This is a genomic window from Micrococcaceae bacterium Sec5.8 (assembly GCA_039636775.1).
GTDB lineage: Bacteria > Actinomycetota > Actinomycetes > Actinomycetales > Micrococcaceae > Arthrobacter.
Genome location: CP143429.1, coordinates 2015116 through 2038015, shown reverse-complemented (window position 1 = coordinate 2038015; position 22900 = coordinate 2015116). Strand labels below are relative to the sequence as shown.

The window sequence follows — 22900 nt, the reverse complement described above, 5'->3', positions numbered from 1 at the left end:
CAGCGGCCGCCCCCGGAAAACGCGGGGACGGCCGCCGCGGCAGGTGGTGGTGGCTCTACGCCAGCGAGGACACCGATCCGCTGAAATGTCTGCGGCCCGAATGCGGACTCCAGGCCACGAACTCTGAACGGCTCCAGGCACCGTCTTCGCCCTGGACCGTGCTGATATCCAGCGCTACCCGGGCCGGAAGGAAGACCGGGGCCTCGAAGGCCACATCCCAGCTGAACGCGTCGCCCTTCGCGGCGCCGACGTCGGCCAGGGCGCGGGAGGCCAGATACATGCCATGGGCGATGGAACGCCGCAGGCCGAGGGCTTTGGCACTGAGGACGCTGAGGTGGATCGGGTTGAAGTCACCGGACACAGACGCATAAGCCCGCCCGGTGTCCACGCCAAGCTGCCAGACCGCCGTCGGATTGGGCGGCGTAAAACCCGCCGGAGCCGGCACGCCCGAGGGTTTGTCGGTTCCGGGCAGGAACACGCCCTTGGCAAGATAGCTGGAAACGCCGCGCCAGCTGACAGCGTCCTCCCCCGAACGTCGGACCTCGGTGACGAGATCCAGCCGGGTGCCGGAGCGGTGGCCCCGCAGATTCTCCGCCCAGGCCCGGATGTCCAGCGGGTCCGTGAAATACAGCGGCGCAGACTGCACCACGTGGTTGTCCAGGTGGATCATCCCCAGCAGCGGCAGCGGAAAGTCATCCCGGTTCATCACGCTCATGGCCAGCGGAAAGGCCAATGCATGGACGAACCCCGCCGGCAGGACATCGCTTGCGGTGTCGCCGATCAGGTGCTGGAACGCCGTGAGGTTTTCCACCGATGCCAGGACGCCGCGTACCTCGTGCGGCGTCTCCGGGAGCCCGGCGGCTGCGTGCGCGCCCAGTACCCTCCGGCGGGCAGCGGTGGCCGCCGCGTTGACATACAGTTTCGACAAGGACGGCATCTCGCCGAGGATGACCGCGGGCGAGGGCGTCATGCTCCCACCAGGTTCTGCCCGCACACCCGCAGCACCTCGCCGGATATGCCCCCGGCCGCGTCGCTGGCCAGGAATGCGATGGCCTCGGCGACGTCGTCTGGCCGGCCACCCTGCTGGAGCGAGTTCAGCCGGCGGGCCACCTCACGGGTAGCGAAAGGAATCTTCGCGGTCATCTCCGTTTCGATAAAGCCCGGAGCCACCGCGTTGATGGAGCCGCCGTGCTCGCCGAGCAGTGGTGCTGTGGCCCGGACCATGCCCATGACACCGCCCTTGGAAGCGGCATAGTTGGTTTGGCCCCGGTTCCCGGCGATCCCGCTGGTGGAAGCGACTGAGACGATCCGCGGTGAACTCCGGAAATGCTCCGAGGCCAGCAGGGCCGCGTTAATCCGCAGCTGGGCGGCAATGTTGACGGCGATGACGGAGTTCCAGCGGCCCTGGTCCATGTTGGCGAGCAGCTTGTCCCGGGTAATGCCGGCATTGTGAATGACGATGTCCAGCCGGCCGTGGCGTTCCACGGCGTGATCGATGATCCGTTGCCCGGCGTCGTCCCGGCTGATGTCCAGTTGCAGGGCGGTGCCGTGCACCTCGTTGGCCACCGCTGCGAGGTGGTCTCCGGCGGCCGGGATATCGACCACGACGACCCTCGCTCCGTCGCGGCGGAGCGCGCGGGCGATGGCAGCACCGATTCCGCGGGCGGCTCCGGTGACCACGGCAACCTTTCCAGCCAGGGGCTGATCGGCATCGGCCGGCAGCTGCCCGGCGTCCGAGGACACCGTCAGGAACTGCCCGTCGATATACGCGGACCGGCCGGAGAGGAAGAACCGGAGCGCGCCAAGAGTGCTGGGGCTCGTGGCGGTGGCGCAGTCGGCGAGCAGGATGCCGTTGGCGGTGGCACCGGCACGGAGCTCTTTCGCGAGTGAGCGCAGGAGCCCGTCCACGCCCTGTCGGGCTGCCGCGGCAGCGGGGTCCGCGGTGTCCGCAGCGCTGCGCGAGACCGTTATCACCCGGGAGTTCGGAGCGAGGTCCCGCAGCGATGTGGCGGCGGTGAGGACGGGCTTCTCCAGGTCTTCGGGCCGGGTCAGCTCGTCCAGCACAAGAATGATGGCGCCGAGCTTCTCCTTAGGCACGGCGTGGCGGCGCACATCGAGGTTCCAGGACAGCAGGGTCGCGGCGAGCTGATCGGCGCCGCTGCCGGCTCCCTGAACCAGGACGGGTCCACTGATCAGCGGCTGGCCCAGGTGGTGGCGGCGCAGCACCACCGGCTGGGGCAGCCCGAGCTTCCTGGCGAGATCGCGGCCGAGTCCCCGGCTCACCAGTGCGGTGTATTTGTCAGTCATGGAACGCTCCTAGCTGGCTTCGAGAATGGCGACGACGCCCTGGCCGCCGGCGGCGCAGATGGAAATGAGCCCGCGGGCCGGACGGCCGTTGATGCTGCCTTTGGCGTGCAGCATCTTCGCGAGCGAGGCGGTGATGCGTCCGCCGGTCGCCGCGAAAGGGTGGCCGGCGGCAAGGGAGGACCCGTTGACGTTGAGCTTGGTGCGGTCGATGCTGCCGAAGGCTCCATCGAGGCCCAGCCGGGTGCGGCCGAATTCCTCGTCCTCCCAGGCGGCGAGGGTGCTGAGTACGGTCCCGGCAAAGGCCTCGTGGATTTCGAAGAAGTCAATGTCCTCAAGGCTGAGACCATTGCGGGCCAGCAGGCGCGGCACAGCGAACGCCGGCGCCATCAGCAGCCCGTCCTTGCCGTGCACGAAATCGACCGCCGCCGCCTCACCGTCGACCACGGTGGCCAGCTTGGGCAGGTCATGGGCGTCGGCCCACTCCTCCGAGGCGAGCAGGACGGTGGACGCGCCGTCCGTGAGCGGAGTGGAGTTTCCAGCCGTCATGGTCGCCTCGGAACCCAGGTTCTTGCCGAACACCGGCTTGAGCGTGGCCAGCTTTTCCAGGCTCGTGTCAGCGCGTAGGTTGGAGTCACGGGTGAGTCCGCGGTACGGGGTCAGCAGGTCATCGAAGAAGCCGGCATCGTATGCTGCCGCGAGGTTGCGGTGGCTGCCGAAGGCGAGTTCGTCCTGCGCCTCACGGGTGATCTTCCACTGCGCGGTGGTCAGGGCCTGGTGCTCCCCCATGGACAGTCCGGTGCGCGGCTCTCCCGTGCCGGGAGCGTCGGGGGTGAGGTCTTTGGGCCGGAGGCGGGCCAGAACCTGGAGCCGCTGCGGCAACGTTTTGGCCCGGTTAAGGTCCAGGAGAACTTCGCGCAGGCCCTCACTGACGGCGATGGGGGCATCAGAGGCGGAGTCGACGCCGCCGGCGATGGCGGAGTCGATCTGGCCGAGCTTGATCTTGTTGGCCAGGCCAAGGACCGTTTCCAACCCGGTCGCGCACGCCTGTTGCAGGTCATAAGCCGGGGTTTCGGCGGACAGCGCGGAGCCGAGCACGGCCTCGCGCGTCAGGTTGAAGTCACGGGAGTGCTTGAGCACGGCACCGGCGGCTACTTCGCCGATGCGCTCGTCCTGCAAACCGAACCGGGCGATGAGACCATCGAGGGCTGCGGTCAGCATGTCCTGGTTGGAGGACTTCGTGTAGGCACCGCCGGACCGGGCAAACGGAATACGGTTGCCGCCGACGATGACAGCTTTGCGCAGCCGCGGTCCTGCTGATCCGGCCGGGCGGATTCCTGCAGCGGTTTCCGGTGCGTTCCCGAAGGAGGCCCCTGCCGTGTCTCCTGCAGGGACCTTGGCCACGGGGGTCGATTCCTTGGGTCCGGGTGCGGACTGTCCGTTGACGGACATGGGCTGTCTCCTTTGATCAAAGCGGTTACCGATACCCAGCGTACCTGATACGCTGGGTATCGTGAACCTCCTCCAGACAAGCCTTCCCGGCGGCGCGGCCGGCTCCGACGCGGCCAGCTCCGACGCGGCCAGCGGCAGCGGTGTTGACGGCCGCGACTCGCGCTGGCAGTCGCACCGCGAAGAGCGGCGCAGGGAGCTGATCAAATCAGCCCGGAAAGCCGTGCACAGGCTGGGCAGTGATGCGTCCATGGAGGAGATTGCCGCCGCGGCAGGCACTTCCAAGTCTGTGTTCTACCGTTACTTTGGGGACAAGGCCGGGCTGCAGCAGGCTGTTGGCGAAGTTGTGCTGAGCCAAATGCAGCGCCGCATCCTGGAAGCCGCCCAAAGCGCGCAGACACCCCGCGAGGGACTGTTCGCCATGGTTTCGGCCTACCTGCAGATGGCCGAAACCAGCCCCAGCGTTTACACCTTCGTCACGCGTTACACCCCCGGCGAGGCAGCTGCCGCCGGCGGCAGCATCGCCACGGCCGGCGCTCTGGGCCATTTTTTTGCCGCGATCAGCGACATGATCGCCCGGCCCATGCGCAGCCATCTTGGTGATTCCGCCGGGCGGGAGTCGGTGATCGGATACTGGCCCAACGCGGCCATCGGCCTGGTCAGGAACGCCGGCGAGCAATGGCTCGCCAGTCCTGCCTCGCCTGCCAAGCCCGACCAGGAGGCCATGGCACGCCAGATCACCGACTGGCTCTGCGTGGGCATCGCCCCCGAACTCCGCGCGGCAACCCCGGACCCGGCAGCCCCGGACCCCGCTGGAACGGACCCCGCTGGAACGATCCCCACAGCCCCGACCTTGTCAGAACCAACGAAGGAATCGACATGACCGAACTAGCCCACCGCACCGCAGGCTCCGCGCGGACCACCCCCGCCCCGGCCGCTCTCCGCCCGGGGGCCCCAACCGGCGCAACGGCTCCCGCCGTCGACGTGGCCGCGCTGGGCGAGCTGCTCCTGGGCAAGTGGGCCGACACCCGCCGTGAAGCACGCAAACTCGCGGGCCGTCCGGAACTGCATAAGACGGAGGGCCTGACCCACACGGAGCACCGCCGGCGCGTCTTCGGCCAGCTGAAAATCCTCGTCGAAAACGGCGCCGTGCACCGCGCCTTCCCGGCGGAGGTCGGCGGCGCCGACGAGCACGGCGGCAACGTGGCAGGGTTCCAGGAACTCGTCATCGCCGACCCCTCGCTGCAGATCAAGGCCGGTGTGCAGTGGGGCCTGTTTGGCTCCGCCGTGAACCACCTGGGTACCGCCGAACACCACCGGAAGTGGCTGCCGGGCATCATGAACCTGGACATACCGGGCTGCTTCGCCATGACGGAGACGGGACACGGCTCCGACGTCGCCAGCATCGCCACCACCGCCACGTACGACCCCGCCACCGAGGAATTCGTGGTGCACACTCCCTTCCGCGCGGCGTGGAAGGACTACATCGGGAACGCCGCCGTGGACGGCCTCGCCGCCGTCGTGTTCGCCCAGCTGGTGACGCAAGGCGTGAACCACGGCGTTCATGCCTTCTACATGGACCTCCGCGACCCGGACACCAAGGAATTCCTGCCCGGCATCGGAGGCGAGGACGACGGAGTCAAGGGCGGACTGAACGGCATCGACAACGGCCGGCTGCACTTCACCCAGGTCCGGATCCCCCGCACCCACCTGCTGAACCGCTACGGCAACGTCAACGCCGACGGCAGCTACAGTTCCCCCATCGCCAGCCCTGGCCGGCGGTTCTTCACCATGCTCGGCACCCTCGTCCAGGGCCGCGTTTCGCTTGACGGCGCAGCCGTCACCGCCTCGAAACTGGCACTGAAGACGGCGATCCAGTACGCCACGGAACGCCGGCAGTTCAATGCCTCCTCGCCCACTGAGGAGGAAGTGCTGATGGACTACCAGCGCCACCAACGCCGGCTGCTGACCAGGCTCGCCACCACCTACGCCGCGGGTTTTGCCAGTGAGCAGCTGCTGCAGAAGTTCGACGACGTCTTCTCCGGCCGGGCCGACACGGACGAGGACCGGCAGGACCTGGAAACCCTTGCCGCCGCCCTCAAGCCACTCAGTACGTGGCACGCACTCGACACCTTGCAGGAGTGCCGTGAGGCGTGTGGCGGCGCCGGATTCCTGATCGAAAACCGCTTTGCGTCGCTGCGCGCCGACCTCGACGTCTACGCCACCTTCGAAGGCGACAACACCGTATTGCTGCAGCTGGTCGCCAAGCGGCTGCTGGCCGATTACGCCAAGGAATTCCGGACCGTGAACTTCGGCGTGCTGGCGCGCTACGTCGTGGGACAGGCGACCGGTGCCGCGATCCACCGGACCGGATTGCGCGGCGTCGCCCAGTTCATGGCGGACACCGGTTCGGTGCAGAAGGCAGCCATCGCCATTAAGGACGAAGCAAGCCAGCGCGCGCTGTTGACCGACCGGGTGCAGACCATGGTCGCCGACGTCGGCTCGGCACTCAAGGGCGCCAGTAAGCTGCCGCAGCAGCAGGGCGCGGCCCTGTTCAACACCCACCAGAACGAACTTATCGAGGCCGCCCAGGCCCACGCCGAGCTGCTGCAGTGGGAAGCCTTCACCGAGGCGTTGGGCAAGGTCACGGACCCGGGCACCAGGAAAGTGCTCACCTGGCTGCGCGACCTCTTCGGCCTTTCCCTGATCGAGGAGAACCTCTCCTGGTACCTGATGAACGGCAGGATCTCCATGCAGCGTGCCCGGACCGTGGGCGGCTACATCAACCGTCTGCTCACCAAGATCCGCCCGCACGCCCTGGACCTGGTGGGCGCCTTCGGGTTCGGCCCCGAGCACCTCCGTGCCGAAATCGCCTCAGGCGCTGAGAGGGGACGCCAGGACGAGGCGCGGGATTACTTCCGCAGCCAGCGCGCCAGCGGTGATGCCCCGGTGGACGAAAAAACCCTGCTGGCCCGCAAGGGCCACGGAACGAAGACGGCCAGGGCCTGACCCCGGATAAGCAGAAACGACGACGGCGCCGCCCCTTTACGGGGCGGCGCCGTCGTCGTCAGTTCCGGGGTACCGGGCTACAAACCGGGATCAGGAGCCCGCCGGAAGCACCGAGCGGTAGACCTCAAGAGTGGTTTCGGTGATGGATTCCCAGGAGAAGTGTTCCTCAGCACGGCGGCGGCCGGCCTGGCCCATGGCACGGGCCCGGGCGGGATCGGACACCACCTCGGTCAGTGCGGCGGCGAATTCCGTGACGAACTTCTCCGGGTCCAGCGGGGTGCCGGTGCCGTCCGTGACCTGCTCAATATCAACGAGCAATCCGGTCGCACCGTGCTGGACCACCTCGGGGATGCCGCCGGTGGCACTGGCCACGACGGCCGCACCGCACGCCATCGCCTCAAGATTGACGATGCCGAGGGGTTCGTAGATGGACGGGCAGGCGAAGGCAGTGGCGTGGCTGAGGACCTGGATGAGCTCATGGCGCGGCAGCATCCGTTCCACCACAATCACACCGCTGCGCTGGGTCTGCAATTCCCCGATGAGGCGCGCCGTTTCGGCCGCGAGCTCCGGGGTGTCGGCGGCCCCGAGGCACAGGACCAGCTGAACGTCCGCCGGCAACTTAGCTGCTGCGCGCAGCAGGTAAGGCACGCCCTTCTGCCGCGTGTTGCGGCCCACGAACACCACGCTGGGCCGTTCCGGGTCGATGCCCAGCGCACGGACCACGTCGTCGTTCTCATCGCGGTTCCACAGGCTCACGTCAATGCCGTTGTGCACCACCTTGACCTTGGCGGGGTCCACGTCGGGGTAGCTGCGCAGGATGTCCTGGCGCATGCCCTCGGACACGGCGATGATGGCCGCAGCCGCCTCGTAGGCGGTTTTCTCCACCCAGGACGACAAGGCGTAGCCGCCGCCGAGCTGCTCGGCCTTCCACGGGCGCAACGGTTCCAGGCTGTGGGCGCTGAGCACATGCGGAATCCCGTGGAGCAGGGAGGCGATGTGGCCGGCCATATTGGCGTACCAGGTGTGTGAATGGACCACGTCCGCGCCGGCGATGTCCGGAACGATCCGCAGGTCCACCCCCAGGGTCTGCAGCGCGGCGTTCGCCCCGCCGAGGTCCTCCGGTACGGCATAGGACGTCACCGTCGCACCGTGGTACCCGGGCTCGCGGGGCGCGCCGAAAGCGCGGACCTGCAAATCCACGTGCTGGGCGAGCACCCGGCTGAGTTCGGCCACGTGGACCCCGGCGCCGCCATAAATCTCGGGCGGGAATTCTTTAGTCACAATGTCTATACGCACAAACCCCAAGGTAGTCGTTACGGTGGAACTGATCTAGTGTGAAGACGTTCGGGCGTGCCGGACTGTTTGGGGTAGTACAAAGGCGTTCAGGAGCGATCACCATGCCGAATAAGAAAGTTCTGGCCATAGTCCTTGCCGGTGGCGAGGGAAACCGGCTCATGCCGCTGACGGCGGACCGGGCTAAACCCGGCGTGCCCTTCGCAGGCAATTACCGGTTGATTGACTTCGCGTTATCGAACCTGGTCAATTCCCGCTACCTGCAGATCGTTGTTCTGACGCAATACAAGTCCCACAGCCTGGACCGCCATATTTCCGAGACCTGGCGGATGTCCACCCAGTTGGGCAACTACATCGCCTCCGTCCCCGCGCAGCAGCGCGTGGGCAAGAGCTGGTTCCTCGGCAGCGCCAACGCCATCTACCAGTCCCTGAACCTGATCCACGACGCGAACCCGGACATCGTCGTTGTTGTCGGTGCGGACCACGTCTACCGGATGGACTTTGGCCAGATGGTGGACCAGCATGTCGCCAGCGGTGCCAAGGCAACCGTGGCCGCCGTCCGCCAGCCGCTGCACATGGCCGATCAGTTCGGCGTGATCGAAGTGGACCCGGACAACCCCGAAAAGATCGCCGCCTTCGTCGAGAAGCCATCCTCCACGCCAGGACTGGCCGCCGATCCCACCCAATTCCTCGCGTCCATGGGCAACTACGTCTTCAACGCGGACGCGCTGGTCGAGGCCCTGCACGTCGATGCCGAACGACTCGACACCAAGCACGACATGGGCGGGGACATCATTCCCTACTTCGTCGACCAGGGTGAGGCCGGTGTCTACGACTTCACCTTGAACGAGATCCCCGGCTCCACGGAACGGGACCGCACCTACTGGCGCGACGTCGGCACGATTGACTCCTTTTATGACGCCCACATGGACCTCATCTCACCCGTGCCGGTATTCAACCTCTACAACTCGGAATGGCCGATCTACACGCGCCAGACCGTTTCGCCGCCGGCCAAGTTCGTCCGGGGCGAGAAGAACACCGTCGGCACGGCGCTGGATTCCATTGTTTCCAGTGGAACCGTGATCTCCGGCGGCATCGTGGAAGGTTCCGTGCTCTCCAATGACGTCTATGTCGGAACGTCCAGCAGGGTGCTCGACTCCGTGTTGATGGACAAGGTCAACATCGGTGCGGGCGCCGTCGTCAAACGAGCCATCATCGACAAGAACGTCCAGGTCCCGGCGGGAGCGGCGATCGGGCTCGATCACGAGCTGGACCGGGCCCGCGGATTCAAGGTCACCGAATCCGGCATCACCGTTCTGTCCAAGGGCCAGCACGTCCCCGAACCCGGGGACGCGGAGCGTGCCTTGTCCGCCGCCAACCTGATTCTGGTCCCCCACGCGGTCAGGGCAGCCACGGAGAACTGGCCGGCCCTGCGGGAATCCGTGGACCGGGCCGCGGAAGTGCAGGCCGCCGCCGTCGGCGCTCCTGCCCCGAGGACAGCCGGCGCCCACTAAGCGGGAGCCGCGGCGGGGAGTCCGGTGCCGGCGTCGGGCCGGGCTCCCCGCAGGCTGTAAAATTGGGGCAATGAGCTCCTCCGATGTGCCGTTTGATCTGACCCCCGAAGAAATCCGGTCCTGCCTGAAGGTCCTGAACAGCATCCACGTCTATGACGAGGAGCACCCGGACTACGTGTCGGTGCGCCGCGCCACCGGGAAGATGTTCAAGGCCGTGAAACGCCACCGCAGGGTCAGCAAGCGGGATTTGATCGCCGACGCCGACCGCGCCGTGATCGCCCAGACGGCGACGGCGGCCCCGGACCGGATCGACGACGAGACCCGGGGCAACAAACTGGCGCCGTCCGCCACCGGCGAGATCGCCGGGCACTTGATCAAGTCCAGGCCCTGCTACGTCTGCAAGCAGCATTACACCCAGGTCGATGCGTTTTATCACCAGCTATGCCCGGAGTGCGCCGCCTTCAGCCACACCAAGCGCGACGCCCGGACAGACCTGACCGGCCGCCGTGCCCTCCTGACCGGTGGCAGGGCGAAGATCGGTATGTACATTGCGTTGCGGCTGCTCCGCGACGGAGCCCACACCACCATCACCACGCGGTTCCCCAGGGATGCCGCCCGCCGGTTCGCCGCCATGGAAGACAGCGGCGAGTGGTTGCACCGGCTGCGCATCGTCGGGATTGACCTGCGGGACCCGTCGCAGGTCATGGCACTGACGGACTCCCTGGACGCAGCGGGGCCGCTGGACATCATCATCAACAATGCCGCGCAAACGGTGCGCCGCTCGGGGAACGCGTACAAGCCACTGGTCGACGCCGAAGACGAGCCTCTCCCCGCTGCGCTGGAGCCGGCCAACGGCGGTCCGGAACTGGTCACGTTCGGCCACGCCCACGACAAACACCCGCTGGCCCTGGCAAGCACCGTCCTGGAACACCCCGTGCTGGCCGGTGACGCGGTCACCTCGTTGGCGTTGTCCACAGGCTCCGCGTCACTGGAGCGCATCGCGGCAGGCACCGCCATCGACGCCGGCGGCCTGGTCCCGGACCTGGCCAGCATCAACAGTTGGACGCAGGTGGTGGATGAGGTGGATCCCCTGGAAATGCTCGAGGTCCAGCTGTGCAACGTTACCGCGCCCTTCCTGCTGGTCAGCAGGCTGCGCGGGGCGATGAAGCGTTCCAGTGCGCGGCGGAAATACATCGTGAATGTCAGCGCCATGGAGGGCCAGTTCTCCCGCGCCTACAAGGGCCCCGGCCACCCGCACACCAACATGGCCAAGGCAGCGCTGAACATGATGACCCGCACCAGCGCCCAGGAGATGCTCGACGCGGACGGCATCCTGATGACGGCCGTCGACACCGGCTGGATCACGGATGAGCGCCCGCACTACACCAAGGTCCGGTTAATGGAGGAGGGCTTCCACGCCCCCCTGGACCTGGTCGACGGCGCCGCACGGGTCTACGATCCGATCGTGCTCGGCGAAGCCGGTGAGGACCAGTTTGGCGTTTTCCTGAAGGATTACAAGCCGAGCCCCTGGTAGGGCGGGTACCCCGACCCTTGGGCGCGTCGCCACAACACTGCCGGCAGCGGCCTGGGGCCCTATGGCCCTAATGGATGGCCGGCGCAGGGCGTAACGTGGGTCCACATGAATACTGAGACGACGCCTGGCCCCGACTTCGGAATATCCCTTGACCAGTGCTGGGTGCTCCTGGACACGGAGGTTGTTGGCCGGATCGCCCTGATAGTGGACGGGCACCCGGAGATCTTTCCGGTGAACTTTGCCCTGGAACGCCGCTCGATCGTTTTCCGTACCGCCGGAGGTACCAAACTGTGGGCCGCCATGACGGCGAAACCCGTTGCCTTTGAGATTGACGGCTACGACTCCCATGAACAGCAGGCCTGGAGCGTCGTGGCCCGCGGTGAGGCCCAGCTGATCGAGGACAAGGAGCAGAAGGACGCCGTCGACGCACGCCTTCTTGAACCCTGGCAGCCCGGAAACAAGGACTACTACGTGCGGCTGTCCCCCCTCGCCCTGACCGGACGCCGGTTCAAAGTCAATAACCCCGACCTCTGGAACACCCGGCTCTCCGATCCCCGCCGGAAGTCATTCGAATAGGGGCTCGCCTGTACGGGGAATACCCGCGGCCCGGGATCCCGTGCGATATTGGCGAAGCTACCTGCCCGCCTTGGTTTCCGGCGAATGAACCACCAGCACAGGGCAATGGGCATGGGCCACCAGAGCTGAGCTGACGGAACCGATCAGCATTCCGCCGAAGCCGCCGTGGCCGCGGCGTCCCACCACCACCATGTCGGCGTCCCGGCTGGCCTCCATCAGGGTGTGCCTCGGGTGCCCCTGGACGAGGCGGGTTTCGACGTTCCCCGGGGTCGGCTCCCCCAGCGCCTTCTGGACGGTTTCCTGCAGGATCTCGCCGGCGCGGACGTCGAAATCGTCAATGCCCATTGCGACGTAGCCGTCATAGACCGGAGGGACATCCCAGCTGGCCAGGGCCACGAGTTTCGCGGACAGCTGTACCGCGAGATGCTGGGCCTGCCGCAAGGCCTCCACGGAGGCGTCGGAGCCGTCCACCCCCACCACAATCTTCCGGATGTCTTTGGCTTCGGTCATAACAGGTCCCTTCATACAGCGCGTCTCATTCAGCGCGTCTCGTAGAGTGCGTCTCTCGCTACGTGTCGGCGCACGGCTCGTGTGTCCGGCCCAGAATGCCGCACCCGCGGGGAAATCGGCAAGGGCCAAAAGTCACGGGGCCGCACTCCGCCGGTCCTGTCAGGACCTAGGTCCCTAGCCGGGCTCCCGGATGAGGAGAAGAATGGTCCTGGTTGGGAAAGAACCGGTGTCTGGCGCAGACTGTGGGGACAGCTTTCGTCAGGGAGCCAACCAAGGACACTGCGGAGCCCGGTGGGGGGCACCGCACCGCATAGGGCAGCGCAGGCCGCCGGACTGGAGAATCATGATTGCCTGGGCAGACGCAGGTCTCACTGCAGCCGACAAGACACCAGCGGTTATCCGGGTCTTCATCCTGGACGACCACGAACTCGTCCGGCGCGGGTTGCAGGAACTCCTCGAGGGTGAGGGGTTCCTGGTGGTGGGAAGTTCGGGTTCCGCTGTTGAGGCCACTCGTCGGATTCCCGCGCTGCATCCGGATGTCTGCGTTCTCGATGCCCGCCTCCCGGACGGAACGGGAATTGAAGTCTGCCGCGATGTCCGCTCGGTGGACCCTTCCTTGAATTGCATCATCCTGACAAGTTTCGACGACGAACAGGCCCTGCGGGGAGCTGTGCTGGCTGGCGCGAGCGGCTACGTCCTCAAGGAGATTGGTGGGACCGACCTCATCGGAGCCCTGCGCCGGGCCGCCACCGGCGAGTCACTCTTCGCAGAGGGCGTCGCCGCCGGCATTGTCGACAGTTTGGTCCAGGCCGACGACGTCGACCCACGGACGTCCTCCCTCACACCCCAGGAGCGCCGGGTGCTGGAGTTGGTGGGCGTGGGGCTCACCAACCGCCAGATTGCCGCAGAGATGTTCCTCGCGGAAAAGACTGTCAAGAACTACGTCTCCTCCCTGCTGGCCAAGCTGGGCTTTGAACGGCGGACCCAGGCTGCCGTCTTCATCGCCGGACCCGCCACGCAGGCGCCGCATGGCAGCCACTCCGACGCCCTCCACCCCCGCACTGTCCGCTAAAGCGGCACCGACCATTCCAGGCTGGTGCCGGCGTCCGGAGCGCTGGTGACAAGGCAATCCCCATCCAACATGCGCGCCCGGTCTTCCAGGTTGGCCAGGCCCCGGCGAGTTCCGGGGTCCGCGAAGCCGGCTCCGTTGTCCGTGATCACCACCGTTACCCGGCCTTTGACCACGCCGACGGAGACGGAGATGCTGTCCGCCCCCGAATGCCTGATGGCGTTGCTCAGACCCTCGGAAACCACCGCCACCACGTTGTCGGCTTTGTTCGGATTGACGGCGTCCACGGGTCCGGAGAGGGTGAGGCGGGGCGTGAACGGCATGGATTTCGCCGAGCTGCGGGTCACCCGCCGGATCCGTCCGCTGAGCAGTTCCGTGTCGCCGCTGCCCGTCTTGAGCGAGTAGATGGTGTCCCGCAGGCTGCGAATTGCTTCGTCCAGCTCCCCGGTGATGTTGCGGATCCGTTCGGTGGCGAGCTCGTCCTTCGTGAAGCGGGTGAGGCTTTGGACACTCAGCCCGGCCGCGAACAACCGCTGGATGACGAGGTCGTGCAGGTCACGGGCAATCCGGTCCCGGTCGGTGAACACCAGCAGTTCCTCGCGGAGGCGGTGGACGCGGGCAAGCTCAAGGGCCAGGGCCACATGGGAACCAAAAACAGCCCCCATTTCAATGTCCGTCCGTGAGTAGTGGAGCGCGTCTGCATCCCGGGCCAGCAGCAGGAGACCGTGGTGTGCTCCCTGGGTGCTGAGCGCCACCGCCAGCAGCGGTCCGGTGATCGCGCCGTCGATCGTCCCAAACAGTTCGGAGGCGTCATCGAGCACGACGGGCTCACCGCCGTCGAGGACACTTTCCAGCAGCGGCGAAGCCAGCGCCAGCGGACGGCCGGAAAACAGCGAGCCGTTCTGACCGGCCGCTCCGGCAACCACGTGGCCGTGGCCATCGGTGCCGGGCGCCACAATCAGTGCGAGCTGGGAGCCCGACTCCTGAAGTGCCCGGTTCGCGATGGGATCCAGCCCGCCGGCGGTGTAGTCCCGGTCGGTGCCGAGCATCAGCCCGGAGACGTCCATGCACGCTTCCAGCCATCGGGCCCGGCGGCGGGCGTCGTCGTAGAGCCGCGCGTTCTCAATGGCCACCCCCGCGGCGGCAGCCAGCGCCACGGCCAGCCCTTCGTCTTCGTCAGTGAAGTCGCTGCCGTCTTCTTTCTCCGTCAGGTAAAGGTTGCCGAAGACCACATCCCGGACGCGCACGGGGACGCCGAGGAAGGACTTCATGGGCGGGTGCTTCCCGGGGAAGCCGTAGGCTTCGGGATGGTTGCGCAGGTCGTGGAGGCGGAGGGGGCGGGGATCGGAAATCAGCAGTCCCAGGACGCCGTGGCCGGTGGGCAGCGGCCCGATCCGGTGCGCCAGTTGTTCGTCGATGCCGACGCTGATGAAGTGGCTGAGTGCCTTGTCATCGCCGATGACGCCCAAAGCGCCGTACCGGGCCCGCAGCAGACGGCAGCCGGACTGCACTACGCGTTCCAGCACGGCGTCCAGGCTGAGGTCCTCGGCGACGGCGACCACGGCCTCCAGCAGCCCGGCCATGCGTTCCTGCGACTGGAGCAGTTCCTCGGCCCGGGAAACGAATCCCTTGATCACACCGTCGATCATTGGCTGTTGCTCAATGGCGGTGTAGTCCGGGCGTTCCCCCATTGAATGCATGCTCATGGCCCCAATTCGATCCATCGAAGACAGCGATCATCCGCGCTGACGATTGATGCCAGACTACCCCCGATGTGGGGACAAAGACCCGGTGGGCCCGATGATATTGCGCCTGATTGTGACCTTTTGCCCTACTTGCGGCCGCCGGGACGGCGTAGGCTCCCGAACATGAGCACTGATTCGACTCCGGGGAAGCACCAGCCGGCACATGAAGTTGAGAACCTGGACCACCACGAATGCTGGCGGTTGTTACGCGGCGTCACCGTCGGCAGACTGGCCGTGTGGGTGGATGACCACCCCGACATTTTTCCGATCAATTACAAGGTGGACCATGGCACCCTGGTGTTCCGCACGGCGGAAGGCACCAAACTGCAGGCGGCCACCAGTGACACCCCTGTGGCGGTGGAGGCCGACGGCGTGGACGCCGACACCGGCATTGCGTGGAGTGTGGTGATCAAAGGGCAGGCAGCGCCGGTGCAGAACCAGCAGGAAATCCTGGATACAGTAGGCCTGTTGTTGTTCCCGTGGCAGGCCGGCAAGAAAGAGCACTTTGTCCGGATCACGCCGGACACCGTGACCGGCCGCCGCTTCAAGGTGGTGCCGCCCCTGACCTGGTGGACACCCCTGGATGACGCTACCCGTTCCGGGTTCGAATAACGCCTGCCAGTGCCGGTGCCTGCACATCAGGGTCAGGCGAGGCGGGTGATCTCCACGGTCACGCTGAGCGCTGAGCCGCCGCCGCCGGACAGGATCCCCTTCAGCGGCGGTACGTCACGGTAGTCGCGGCCCCTCGCCACGGTCACGTGGAAGTCACCGGCCGGTTTGTGGTTGGTAGGGTCCCAGCTGCGCCATTCGCCGTCCCACCACTCCAGCCAGGCGTGGGACTGCCCTGCGACTGTCTCGCCGAGTTCCGCAGAAGACCGGGGGTGCAGGTATCCGGAGACGTACCGTGCGGGGATGCCGCGGCTGCGCAGCGCACCGATGGCGAGGTGTGCCAAGTCCTGGCAGACACCCTGACGCTGGTTCCACGCTTCCTCTGCGTTGGTGGTGACTCCGGTGGAGCCCGACATGTAGGACATTTCACCGCGCATCCAGTCAAAGACCGCCAGCGCCGCCTCATGCGGATTGCGGCCGTTGACGACGCCGGGGATGATGTCGAGCACCTCGGTGCCGGGCCCGGTGAGTTGCGACTGCGGAATCCAGTCGCTGAACGTGTTGACGGTCTCCGCGGCCCCCAGAGCGTCCCAGGTGACGATGTTCGGCTCCGCCGGGATGCGCTCCACCCGGTGCACCTCAACGGTGGTGGTGGAGAGGACCTCCAGGTGCTCGTGCGGCATCTGCATGTCGAACGCCGTGACCCGGGTTCCCCAATAGTCCCGGTAGCTGCTGAGGGCAGCCTGGGACGGGGAGACCTTCAGCGAGGACTCCAGGACCACCTGCTGGGGATCGGTCAGGGGGGTCATGCGGGCCTCGTTGTAGGACAGCGTGACGCGTTTGTTGTACTTGTACGCGGTCTTGTGGATGATGCTGAGCCGGGTCATGAAACTTCTCCCACCCAGGCCAGTTCGTCTGCCTGATTGAAGTACTTACGGGAAATGGCATCCGACGCCTGTGAGACAGCCTTCTGCACGCGCTCCATGTGCTCCGGAAGTTCAGACATGAGGTCCTCGGTGCGGTGAAACTCCAGGAAGGTGCGGGCCTGGCCCACGATCCGGCGGGCGTCGTTGATGAAACCGACGCGCTGGGCCGACGGGTCCAGCTTGGCAAGGCACTCGTCGGCGTCCCGCAGCGCATACACGATGGACCGCGGGAACAGCCGGTCCAGGAGCAGGAACTCCGCGGCGTGCTGGTCGCCGAAGGCCGCCCGGCGGGTCCGCAGAAACGATTCGTACGCCCCGGCGCACCGGAGCATGTTCACCCAGGACATGCCGGCGGAAAGAACGTCCCGGGTCGAGAGCATCCGCGCAGTCATGTCCGCGCGTTCCAGCGAGCGTCCCAGGACCAGGAACTGCCAGCTTTCGTCGTGGCTTACCGTAGTGTCGGCCAGGCCGCTGACCATGGCGGTGCGTTCCAGTACCCAGTTGCAGAACCGGTACGTGCCGACCACGTCCTTGCGGTGCTGGTTGAGGCCGTAGTACGTGGTGTTGAGGCTCTCCCACAGGCCGGAGGACACGGTTTCGCGGGCCCTGCGGGCGTTTTCCCGGGCAGCACCGAGGGAACCGGCAATGGAGGTGGCACTTTGCTTGTCGTACGCCAGGGCGTTGAGCAGTTCGGGCAGGCCGAAGTCCTCGCTTTGCGCCCGGGCTCCCATGACGGCCAGAAGTTCCTGCGCTACGCTGCGCTGTTCTTCCATGGGCAGGTGGTTCAGCCGTTCCAGGTGGACGTCAAGGATCCGGGCGGTACCGTCAGCCCGTTCCACGTAACGGCCGATCCAGAACAATGACTCGGCGATTCGGCTAAGCATTCGCAGTTACCTCCAGCGCATCGAAATTCGAAAAAGAGCAGACCGGCGGAAAATCCGGTGGCACCGTGGCCGGGGTCATTGCTGCTGCTCCTTCTGGCTGTCTCGCCAGTTGCTCTCCACGGGCCAGACGGAGACGCGGTCCCGGACCGTGATGGCCGGGCGCGGCAGGGTCTCCACCGGCACTTCGGGGGAATCCGCCAGAACCCAGGTGTCTTTGGACCCGCCGCCCTGGCTGGAGTTCACGATCAGTGAGCCCTCCTTCAACGCCACGCGGGTCAGGCCACCCGGCAGCACCCAGACGTCGTCGCCGTCATTGACAGCGAAAGGCCGCAGATCCACGTGCCGGGGACCGAACCTGTCGCCGCTGAGCGTGGGAACGGTGGACAGCTGCAGAACCGGCTGCGCGATCCACCCGCGCGGGTCCGCGACGACACGCTTCCGCAAAGCCTCAAGTTCGTCCTTGGAAGCATCCGGTCCGATCACCAGGCCCTTGCCGCCGGAACCGTCCACCGGCTTGACGACGAGTTCGGCCAGGCGGTCCAGGACCTCCTCCCGGGACTCTTTTTCCTCCAGCCGGAAGGTGTCCACGTTGGCGATCACGGGTTCTTCATTGAGGTAATAGCGGATCAGGTCCGGAACGTAGCTGTAGACCAGCTTGTCATCGGCGACGCCGTTGCCCACGGCATTCGCGATCGTGACGCCGCCGGCGCGGGCCGCGTTGACCAGTCCCGGGCAGCCCAGCATGGAGTCGGCCCGGAACTGCAGCGGATCGAGGAACTCGTCGTCGATCCGCTTGTAGATGACGTCGACGCGCTGTTCTCCTGCGGTGGTACGCATGTAAACGCGGTTGCCGCGGCAGATCAGGTCGCGGCCTTCAACGAGCTCCACCCCCATGAGGCCGGCGAGCAGGGTGTGCTCGAAGTAGGCGCTGTTGAAAACACCCGGAGTGAGGACCACCACGGTGGGGTCGTCGACGCCGGTCGGTGCTGTCTTGCGCAGCGCCGACAGCAACCGGCGCGGATACTCCTCGACCGGCCGGATCAGCTGCTGGCCAAAGGCCTCCGGCAGCCCTTTGGCCATGGCACGGCGGTTCTCCAGGACGTAGCTGACGCCGGAAGGGACGCGGACGTTGTCTTCAAGGACCCGGAAGGTTCCGGCGGCGTCACGGACCACATCGATGCCGGAGATATGGACGCGCACACCGCCGGCCGGTTCAAAGCCGTGCACCTGCCGGTGGAAGTGGGCGCTGGTGGTGACGAGCTGGCGCGGAATGACGCCGTCGGCCACCACCGTCATCTTGTCGTAGACGTCATTGAGGAAGGCCTCCAGTGCCCGGACCCGTTGCGCCACGCCCTTCTCCAGGACGGACCATTCATCGGCGGGAATGACCCGGGGCACGATGTCAAGCGGAAAGGGCCGCTCCTCCCCCGCGAAGTCGAAGGTCACGCCGCGGTCCAGGAATGTCCGGGCCATGGAATCGGCGCGGGCGGTGACATCAGCAAGCGACAGTTCACGCAGGGCCCCGGCAATCTGCCCGTAGGACTCCCGGACCAGCTGCCCGGGGGTGAACATCTCGTCGTAGGCGCCGGAGCGTTCGGCGGCTACGGAGTAATCCTGGAATAGGTCTGACATGGTTCCAAGACAACCACTTTTTTGTTGCGAAATCATTTCCAGCCCCGCAGGCGCGCCGGACGGAAACGGACAGTCCAGCGGCCCGGCAGCGGCGGCCGCCCGCGCGGAGGCCACCGTGGCGGTGACGGCTTTCGCGGATGGTTGCGGCAAGGTGGAGACGTGCCACCGTCCACTCCCCCACCGCCGCCAGTGCCGACCCCCGCCCCGGGCCTGCCCCCGGGCGGGCAGTCCGGCCTCTTGCCGGGGCTGCTGGCCGCCGCGGCCGCGGTTGTTCTGGCCCTCGCCGGCCACGCCCTGGTGCCGGCGCTGCCGGCCATGACGCTGGCCGTGGCCTTCGGACTCCTCGCCGCGAACGTCCCCGGCCCGGCCGGCTGGGCCGCGGGGCCAGGCCGCCCGGGGCTCGATTTTGCCGGTAAGCGCCTGATGCGTGCCGGGATTGTCGTCCTGGGGCTGAAGATCAGCCTGGTGGACGTGCTGGGCCTCGGTTGGGGCGCGCTGCTGCTGATCACGGGCGTCGTCCTCGCCGCTTTCGCCGGAACGTATGGCATCAGCCGGCTTTTCCGGCTGCCGCCGCAGGTATCGCTGCTGATTGCCACCGGGTTTGCGATCTGCGGGGCCTCGGCCATCGGGGCGATGGCCGCCGTGCGCCGGATCCGTCAGCACGACACAGTCCTTCCGGTGGCCCTCGTAACACTCTGCGGCACCCTCGCCATCGGAGTGCTGCCGCTGCTCATCCAGCCGCTGGCACTCAGCCCGGAAGTTTTCGGTGCCTGGACCGGGGCATCGGTCCATGATGTGGGGCAGGTGGTCGCCACGGCGCAGACAGCGGGGGCCTCGGCGCTCGCCGTCGCCGTCGTCGTCAAACTCACCCGCGTAATCCTGCTGGCGCCCATGGTCGCCGCCGCAGGGCTGCATCACCGCCGCCGTGCCGGGGCCGGCGACGGGCTGAAGCGGCCGCCCATCGTTCCCCTGTTTGTGCTGGGATTCATCGCCCTGGCAGCCCTGCGCACCACGGGCTGGCTCTCCCCCGACATCCTCGACGCCGCCGCGGTGCTACAGGACCTGGTCCTGGGCATGGCGCTGTTTGGCCTTGGCTCGGCTGTGCGGGTGCGCCACCTGCTGCACACCGGGCTGCGGGCTTTGCTGGCGGCGCTGGCATCCTGGGTGCTGATTGCGGCGCTGGGCCTGGGCGCCGCGTTCCTCATGATTAGATAGCGGAGTGTCGAACCAGAACCTGCGCCGCGATGAGGCCGCCACCCGCTCCACCCTGATCACCACGCACAGCTACGACGTCTCCCTGGACGTCCGGCGGGCTGAGGATCCAAACATTCCGGGCTACCCGAGCCGCAGCGTCATCACCTTCTCGGCCAGTGAGCCCGGCGGCTCGACGTTCCTGGATTTCATCAGCAGCGATGTCCACAGCGTCTTCCTCAACGGCAAAGGGCTCCCCGTTGCCGACGTCGTGGACGGTTCCCGGATCCGGCTCGACAACCTCCAGGCGGAGAACCAGGTCACCGTCACGGGCACCGCGCTTTACAGCACGTCCGGGGAAGGCATGCACCGCTTCGTCGACCCGGCCGACGGCCAGTGCTACCTCTATACCCAGTACGAGCCCGCTGACGCCCGCCGGGTGTTCGCCAACTTTGAACAGCCCGACCTGAAGGCGGAATTTACCTTCCACGTGCTGGCACCGTCGGCCTGGCAGGTGTCCTCCAACGGGATCGAAACCCAGCGCACGCTCCTGACGAGCGACCCGGACACCAGCCGCTGGGATTTCGCTCCCACCAAGGCGATGTCCACCTACATCACGACGGTCCTGGCCGGCCCTTACTTCAAAGCCGAGGACTCCTGGAGCCGGACGCTCCAGGACGGAACCACCCTGGACGTCCCGCTCGCCCTTTACTGCCGCAGCTCACTGGCGCCCTCCTTCGACCCGGAGGCCCTGTTCACGCTGACCAAAAACGGCCTGGACTTCTTCAATGAGCTCTTCGATTTCCCGTACCCGTGGGGAAAGTACGACCAGGCGTTTGTGCCCGAGTACAACCTCGGCGCCATGGAGAACCCCGGGCTCGTGACTTTCACCGAAAGCTACGTCTTTACCTCCCGCGCCGCTGACTCCCAGTACCAGGGCCGGGCGAACACCCTGCTGCACGAGATGGCCCACATGTGGTTCGGGGACCTCGTCACGATGCAGTGGTGGGATGATCTGTGGCTCAAGGAGTCCTTTGCCGACTACATGGGGACCCTGGGTGTGGACCGCACCACGAACTGGGCCACCGCGTGGGTGAACTTCGCCAACAACCGCAAGGCCTGGGCCTATACGCAGGACCAGCTGCCCACCACGCACCCGATCGTCGCGGATATCCCCGACCTTGAGGCCGCCAAGCAGAACTTTGACGGCATCACCTACGCCAAGGGTGCCTCGGTGCTCAAACAGCTCGTCGCCTACGTTGGATTCGAGGCCTTCGTGGCCGGCTCCCGCCAGTACTTTAAGGACCACGCCTACAGCAACACCACCCTGGCCGAGCTGCTGGCCGCCCTCAGCACCGCCTCCGGACGGAACCTCACGGACTGGGCCCGGCAATGGCTGCAGACGTCCGGCATTTCCACCCTCACCACCGAAATCGAGGAGCACGACGGCGTCCTGGGCACCGTCCGGGTCCGCCAGGACGCCGAGGACCCGACGACGGGCCGGCAGGAACCCCGGCCGCACCGGCTCCGGATTGGACTGTACAACTTCGACGACGCCGGTGCCCTGGTCCGCACGGACAGCGTTGAGACGGACCTCGACGGCACTTGGACAGCGGTGGCCGCGCTGTCGGGCAAGGCCCGTCCCGCGCTGCTGCTGGTCAATGACGAGGACCTTAGCTACGCCAAGGTCCGGTTGGACCCGCGCTCTGAAGCTGCTGTCCGCAGTTCCCTCAGCGCGCTCAGCGACCCGATGGCCCGCGCCCTGTGCTGGACCGCGCTCTGGAACTCGGCCCGCGACGCCGTCACCCCGGCGTCGCTCTACGTCGACGCCGTCACGCGGTTCGGACCCTCCGAGTCCGGCATTGGCGTGCTGTTGAACGTCCTGGGCAACGCCTCCACCGCGATTGAACGCTACGTTCCCGCCGCCGCCCGGGCCGGGCTGCGCTCCGGCTTCCTTAACCTCGCGGCGGATCAGCTGCAGAGCGCCGCACCCGGCTCGGACCAGCAGCTGGCGTGGGCCCGCACGGTCGCCGCGACCAGCCGCTACGACCACAGCCGCCTTGACCTGCTCCGCGGCATCCTGGACGGCAGCACGGTCATTGCCGGCCTGTCCGTTGATGCTGAGCTCCGCTGGACTCTGTGGCATGCCCTGGCCGCGAACGGGCAAGCCACCGCGGCCCAGCTCGACGCGGAGCTCGCCCTGGACAACACGGCAGCCGGCAAGTCCGGTCATGCCACCGCTCTCGCGGCCCGCCCCGACGAGGCCGTCAAGGAGGCAGCCTGGCAGGACGCGGTGCACGGCACCGCGCTGTCCAACCAGCTGCTGAGCGCCACCATCGCCGGTTTCACCACGGCCCCGGCAGCGCTGCTGCGCGGCTTCATCGACCGTTATTTCGACTGCCTCGAAGAGGTCTGGGCGGGGCGCAGCATCGAAATCGCCAGCCGGATAGTCCGCGGTCTCTACCCGTCGGGCCAGGACCTGGCCGACGGCACTGCAGATACGCACCCAGTCATCGTCCGGACAGACCGCTGGCTGGCCGGGCATCCGGCGGCCCCGCGGGCGCTGCGCCGCATCATCATCGAACAGCGCAGCCATCTGCACCGGGCCCTCACGGCGCAGGCCCGGACCGCCTCCCCGGCATAACCCGCACGAAC

18 protein-coding genes are annotated in these 22900 nt (G+C 66.9%); 9 read left to right on the top strand and 9 right to left on the bottom strand.

Annotated elements, in window-relative coordinates; genetic code table 11:
- Positions 1 to 55: 55 nt before the first annotated feature.
- The 3 genes from VUN84_09370 to VUN84_09360 are packed head-to-tail and all read right to left on the bottom strand — an operon-like array spanning position 56 to position 3756.
- Positions 56 to 970, bottom strand: coding sequence for a MaoC/PaaZ C-terminal domain-containing protein (locus VUN84_09370; protein XAS62557.1), 915 nt, complete (start codon positions 968 to 970; stop codon positions 56 to 58).
- The gene (locus VUN84_09365) at positions 967 to 2307 is read right to left on the bottom strand and encodes a 3-oxoacyl-ACP reductase (protein ID XAS62556.1); all 1341 of its coding nucleotides are present in this window, start codon (positions 2305 to 2307) and stop codon (positions 967 to 969) included. Before VUN84_09365 ends, VUN84_09370 begins: the two co-directional genes overlap by 4 nt.
- Positions 2308 to 2316: 9 nt before the next feature.
- Positions 2317 to 3756, bottom strand: a complete 1440-nt coding sequence (locus tag VUN84_09360; GenBank protein ID XAS62555.1) for an acetyl-CoA C-acetyltransferase — start codon at positions 3754 to 3756, stop codon at positions 2317 to 2319.
- A gap of 196 nt (positions 3757 to 3952) precedes the next feature.
- On the opposite strand from VUN84_09360, the gene VUN84_09355 reads away from it, so the two are divergent.
- Both VUN84_09355 and VUN84_09350 read left to right on the top strand, forming a co-directional pair.
- Complete coding sequence (locus VUN84_09355; protein ID XAS65808.1) at positions 3953 to 4636, top strand: TetR/AcrR family transcriptional regulator; 684 nt, start codon at positions 3953 to 3955, stop codon at positions 4634 to 4636.
- Complete coding sequence (locus VUN84_09350) at positions 4633 to 6762, top strand: acyl-CoA dehydrogenase (protein ID XAS62554.1); 2130 nt, start codon at positions 4633 to 4635, stop codon at positions 6760 to 6762. The genes VUN84_09355 and VUN84_09350 overlap by 4 nt, the downstream gene beginning before the upstream one ends.
- A gap of 90 nt (positions 6763 to 6852) precedes the next feature.
- Here the strand turns inward: VUN84_09350 and glgA are convergent, their stop codons facing one another.
- A complete protein-coding gene (gene glgA / locus VUN84_09345; protein XAS62553.1) occupies positions 6853 to 8058 on the bottom strand; it encodes a glycogen synthase in 1206 nt (401 codons plus the stop codon).
- A gap of 95 nt (positions 8059 to 8153) precedes the next feature.
- On the opposite strand from glgA, the gene glgC reads away from it, so the two are divergent.
- From glgC to VUN84_09330, 3 genes are all read left to right on the top strand, one after another.
- Positions 8154 to 9569, top strand: coding sequence for a glucose-1-phosphate adenylyltransferase (gene glgC, locus VUN84_09340; protein XAS65807.1), 1416 nt, complete (start codon positions 8154 to 8156; stop codon positions 9567 to 9569).
- A gap of 70 nt (positions 9570 to 9639) precedes the next feature.
- Positions 9640 to 11103: an SDR family NAD(P)-dependent oxidoreductase gene (locus VUN84_09335; GenBank protein XAS62552.1), complete on the top strand. Its 1464-nt coding sequence runs from the start codon at positions 9640 to 9642 to the stop codon at positions 11101 to 11103.
- Positions 11104 to 11208: 105 nt separating this feature from the next.
- The gene (locus tag VUN84_09330; GenBank protein XAS62551.1) at positions 11209 to 11679 is read left to right on the top strand and encodes a pyridoxamine 5'-phosphate oxidase family protein; all 471 of its coding nucleotides are present in this window, start codon (positions 11209 to 11211) and stop codon (positions 11677 to 11679) included.
- Between the two features lie 57 nt (positions 11680 to 11736).
- Here VUN84_09330 and VUN84_09325 read toward each other — a convergent pair whose 3' ends face one another.
- Positions 11737 to 12189 (bottom strand): universal stress protein, encoded by a 453-nt coding sequence (locus VUN84_09325; GenBank protein XAS62550.1) that lies wholly within the window; start codon positions 12187 to 12189, stop codon positions 11737 to 11739.
- A 343-nt stretch (positions 12190 to 12532) separates the two neighbouring features.
- Here VUN84_09325 and VUN84_09320 point away from each other — a divergent pair, with 343 nt between their 5' ends.
- Positions 12533 to 13261 carry a response regulator transcription factor gene (locus tag VUN84_09320; protein ID XAS62549.1) on the top strand — a complete coding sequence of 243 codons (729 nt, stop codon included), beginning with the start codon at positions 12533 to 12535 and terminating at the stop codon, positions 13259 to 13261.
- On the opposite strand, the gene VUN84_09315 is transcribed toward VUN84_09320, so the two are convergent.
- Positions 13258 to 14964: a GAF domain-containing protein gene (locus VUN84_09315; protein XAS62548.1), complete on the bottom strand. Its 1707-nt coding sequence runs from the start codon at positions 14962 to 14964 to the stop codon at positions 13258 to 13260. The genes VUN84_09320 and VUN84_09315 overlap by 4 nt on opposite strands.
- 162 nt (positions 14965 to 15126) lie before the next feature.
- Here VUN84_09315 and VUN84_09310 point away from each other — a divergent pair, with 162 nt between their 5' ends.
- The gene (locus VUN84_09310; protein ID XAS62547.1) at positions 15127 to 15615 is read left to right on the top strand and encodes a pyridoxamine 5'-phosphate oxidase family protein; all 489 of its coding nucleotides are present in this window, start codon (positions 15127 to 15129) and stop codon (positions 15613 to 15615) included.
- Between the two features lie 32 nt (positions 15616 to 15647).
- Here the strand turns inward: VUN84_09310 and VUN84_09305 are convergent, their stop codons facing one another.
- The 3 genes from VUN84_09305 to VUN84_09295 form a co-directional block, all read right to left on the bottom strand.
- Positions 15648 to 16499 carry a transglutaminase family protein gene (locus VUN84_09305; protein ID XAS62546.1) on the bottom strand — a complete coding sequence of 284 codons (852 nt, stop codon included), beginning with the start codon at positions 16497 to 16499 and terminating at the stop codon, positions 15648 to 15650.
- On the bottom strand, positions 16496 to 17422 hold the full coding sequence (locus VUN84_09300; protein ID XAS62545.1) for an alpha-E domain-containing protein: 927 nt from the start codon (positions 17420 to 17422) through the stop codon (positions 16496 to 16498). The genes VUN84_09305 and VUN84_09300 overlap by 4 nt, the downstream gene beginning before the upstream one ends.
- Positions 17423 to 17497: 75 nt before the next feature.
- A complete protein-coding gene (locus tag VUN84_09295) occupies positions 17498 to 19054 on the bottom strand; it encodes a circularly permuted type 2 ATP-grasp protein (protein XAS62544.1) in 1557 nt (518 codons plus the stop codon).
- A 237-nt stretch (positions 19055 to 19291) separates the two neighbouring features.
- On the opposite strand from VUN84_09295, the gene VUN84_09290 reads away from it, so the two are divergent.
- Both VUN84_09290 and pepN read left to right on the top strand, forming a co-directional pair.
- The gene (locus VUN84_09290) at positions 19292 to 20269 is read left to right on the top strand and encodes a putative sulfate exporter family transporter (GenBank protein ID XAS65806.1); all 978 of its coding nucleotides are present in this window, start codon (positions 19292 to 19294) and stop codon (positions 20267 to 20269) included.
- A gap of 4 nt (positions 20270 to 20273) precedes the next feature.
- On the top strand, positions 20274 to 22889 hold the full coding sequence (gene pepN, locus VUN84_09285) for an aminopeptidase N (protein ID XAS62543.1): 2616 nt from the start codon (positions 20274 to 20276) through the stop codon (positions 22887 to 22889).
- The last annotated feature ends 11 nt before the right edge of the window (positions 22890 to 22900 follow it).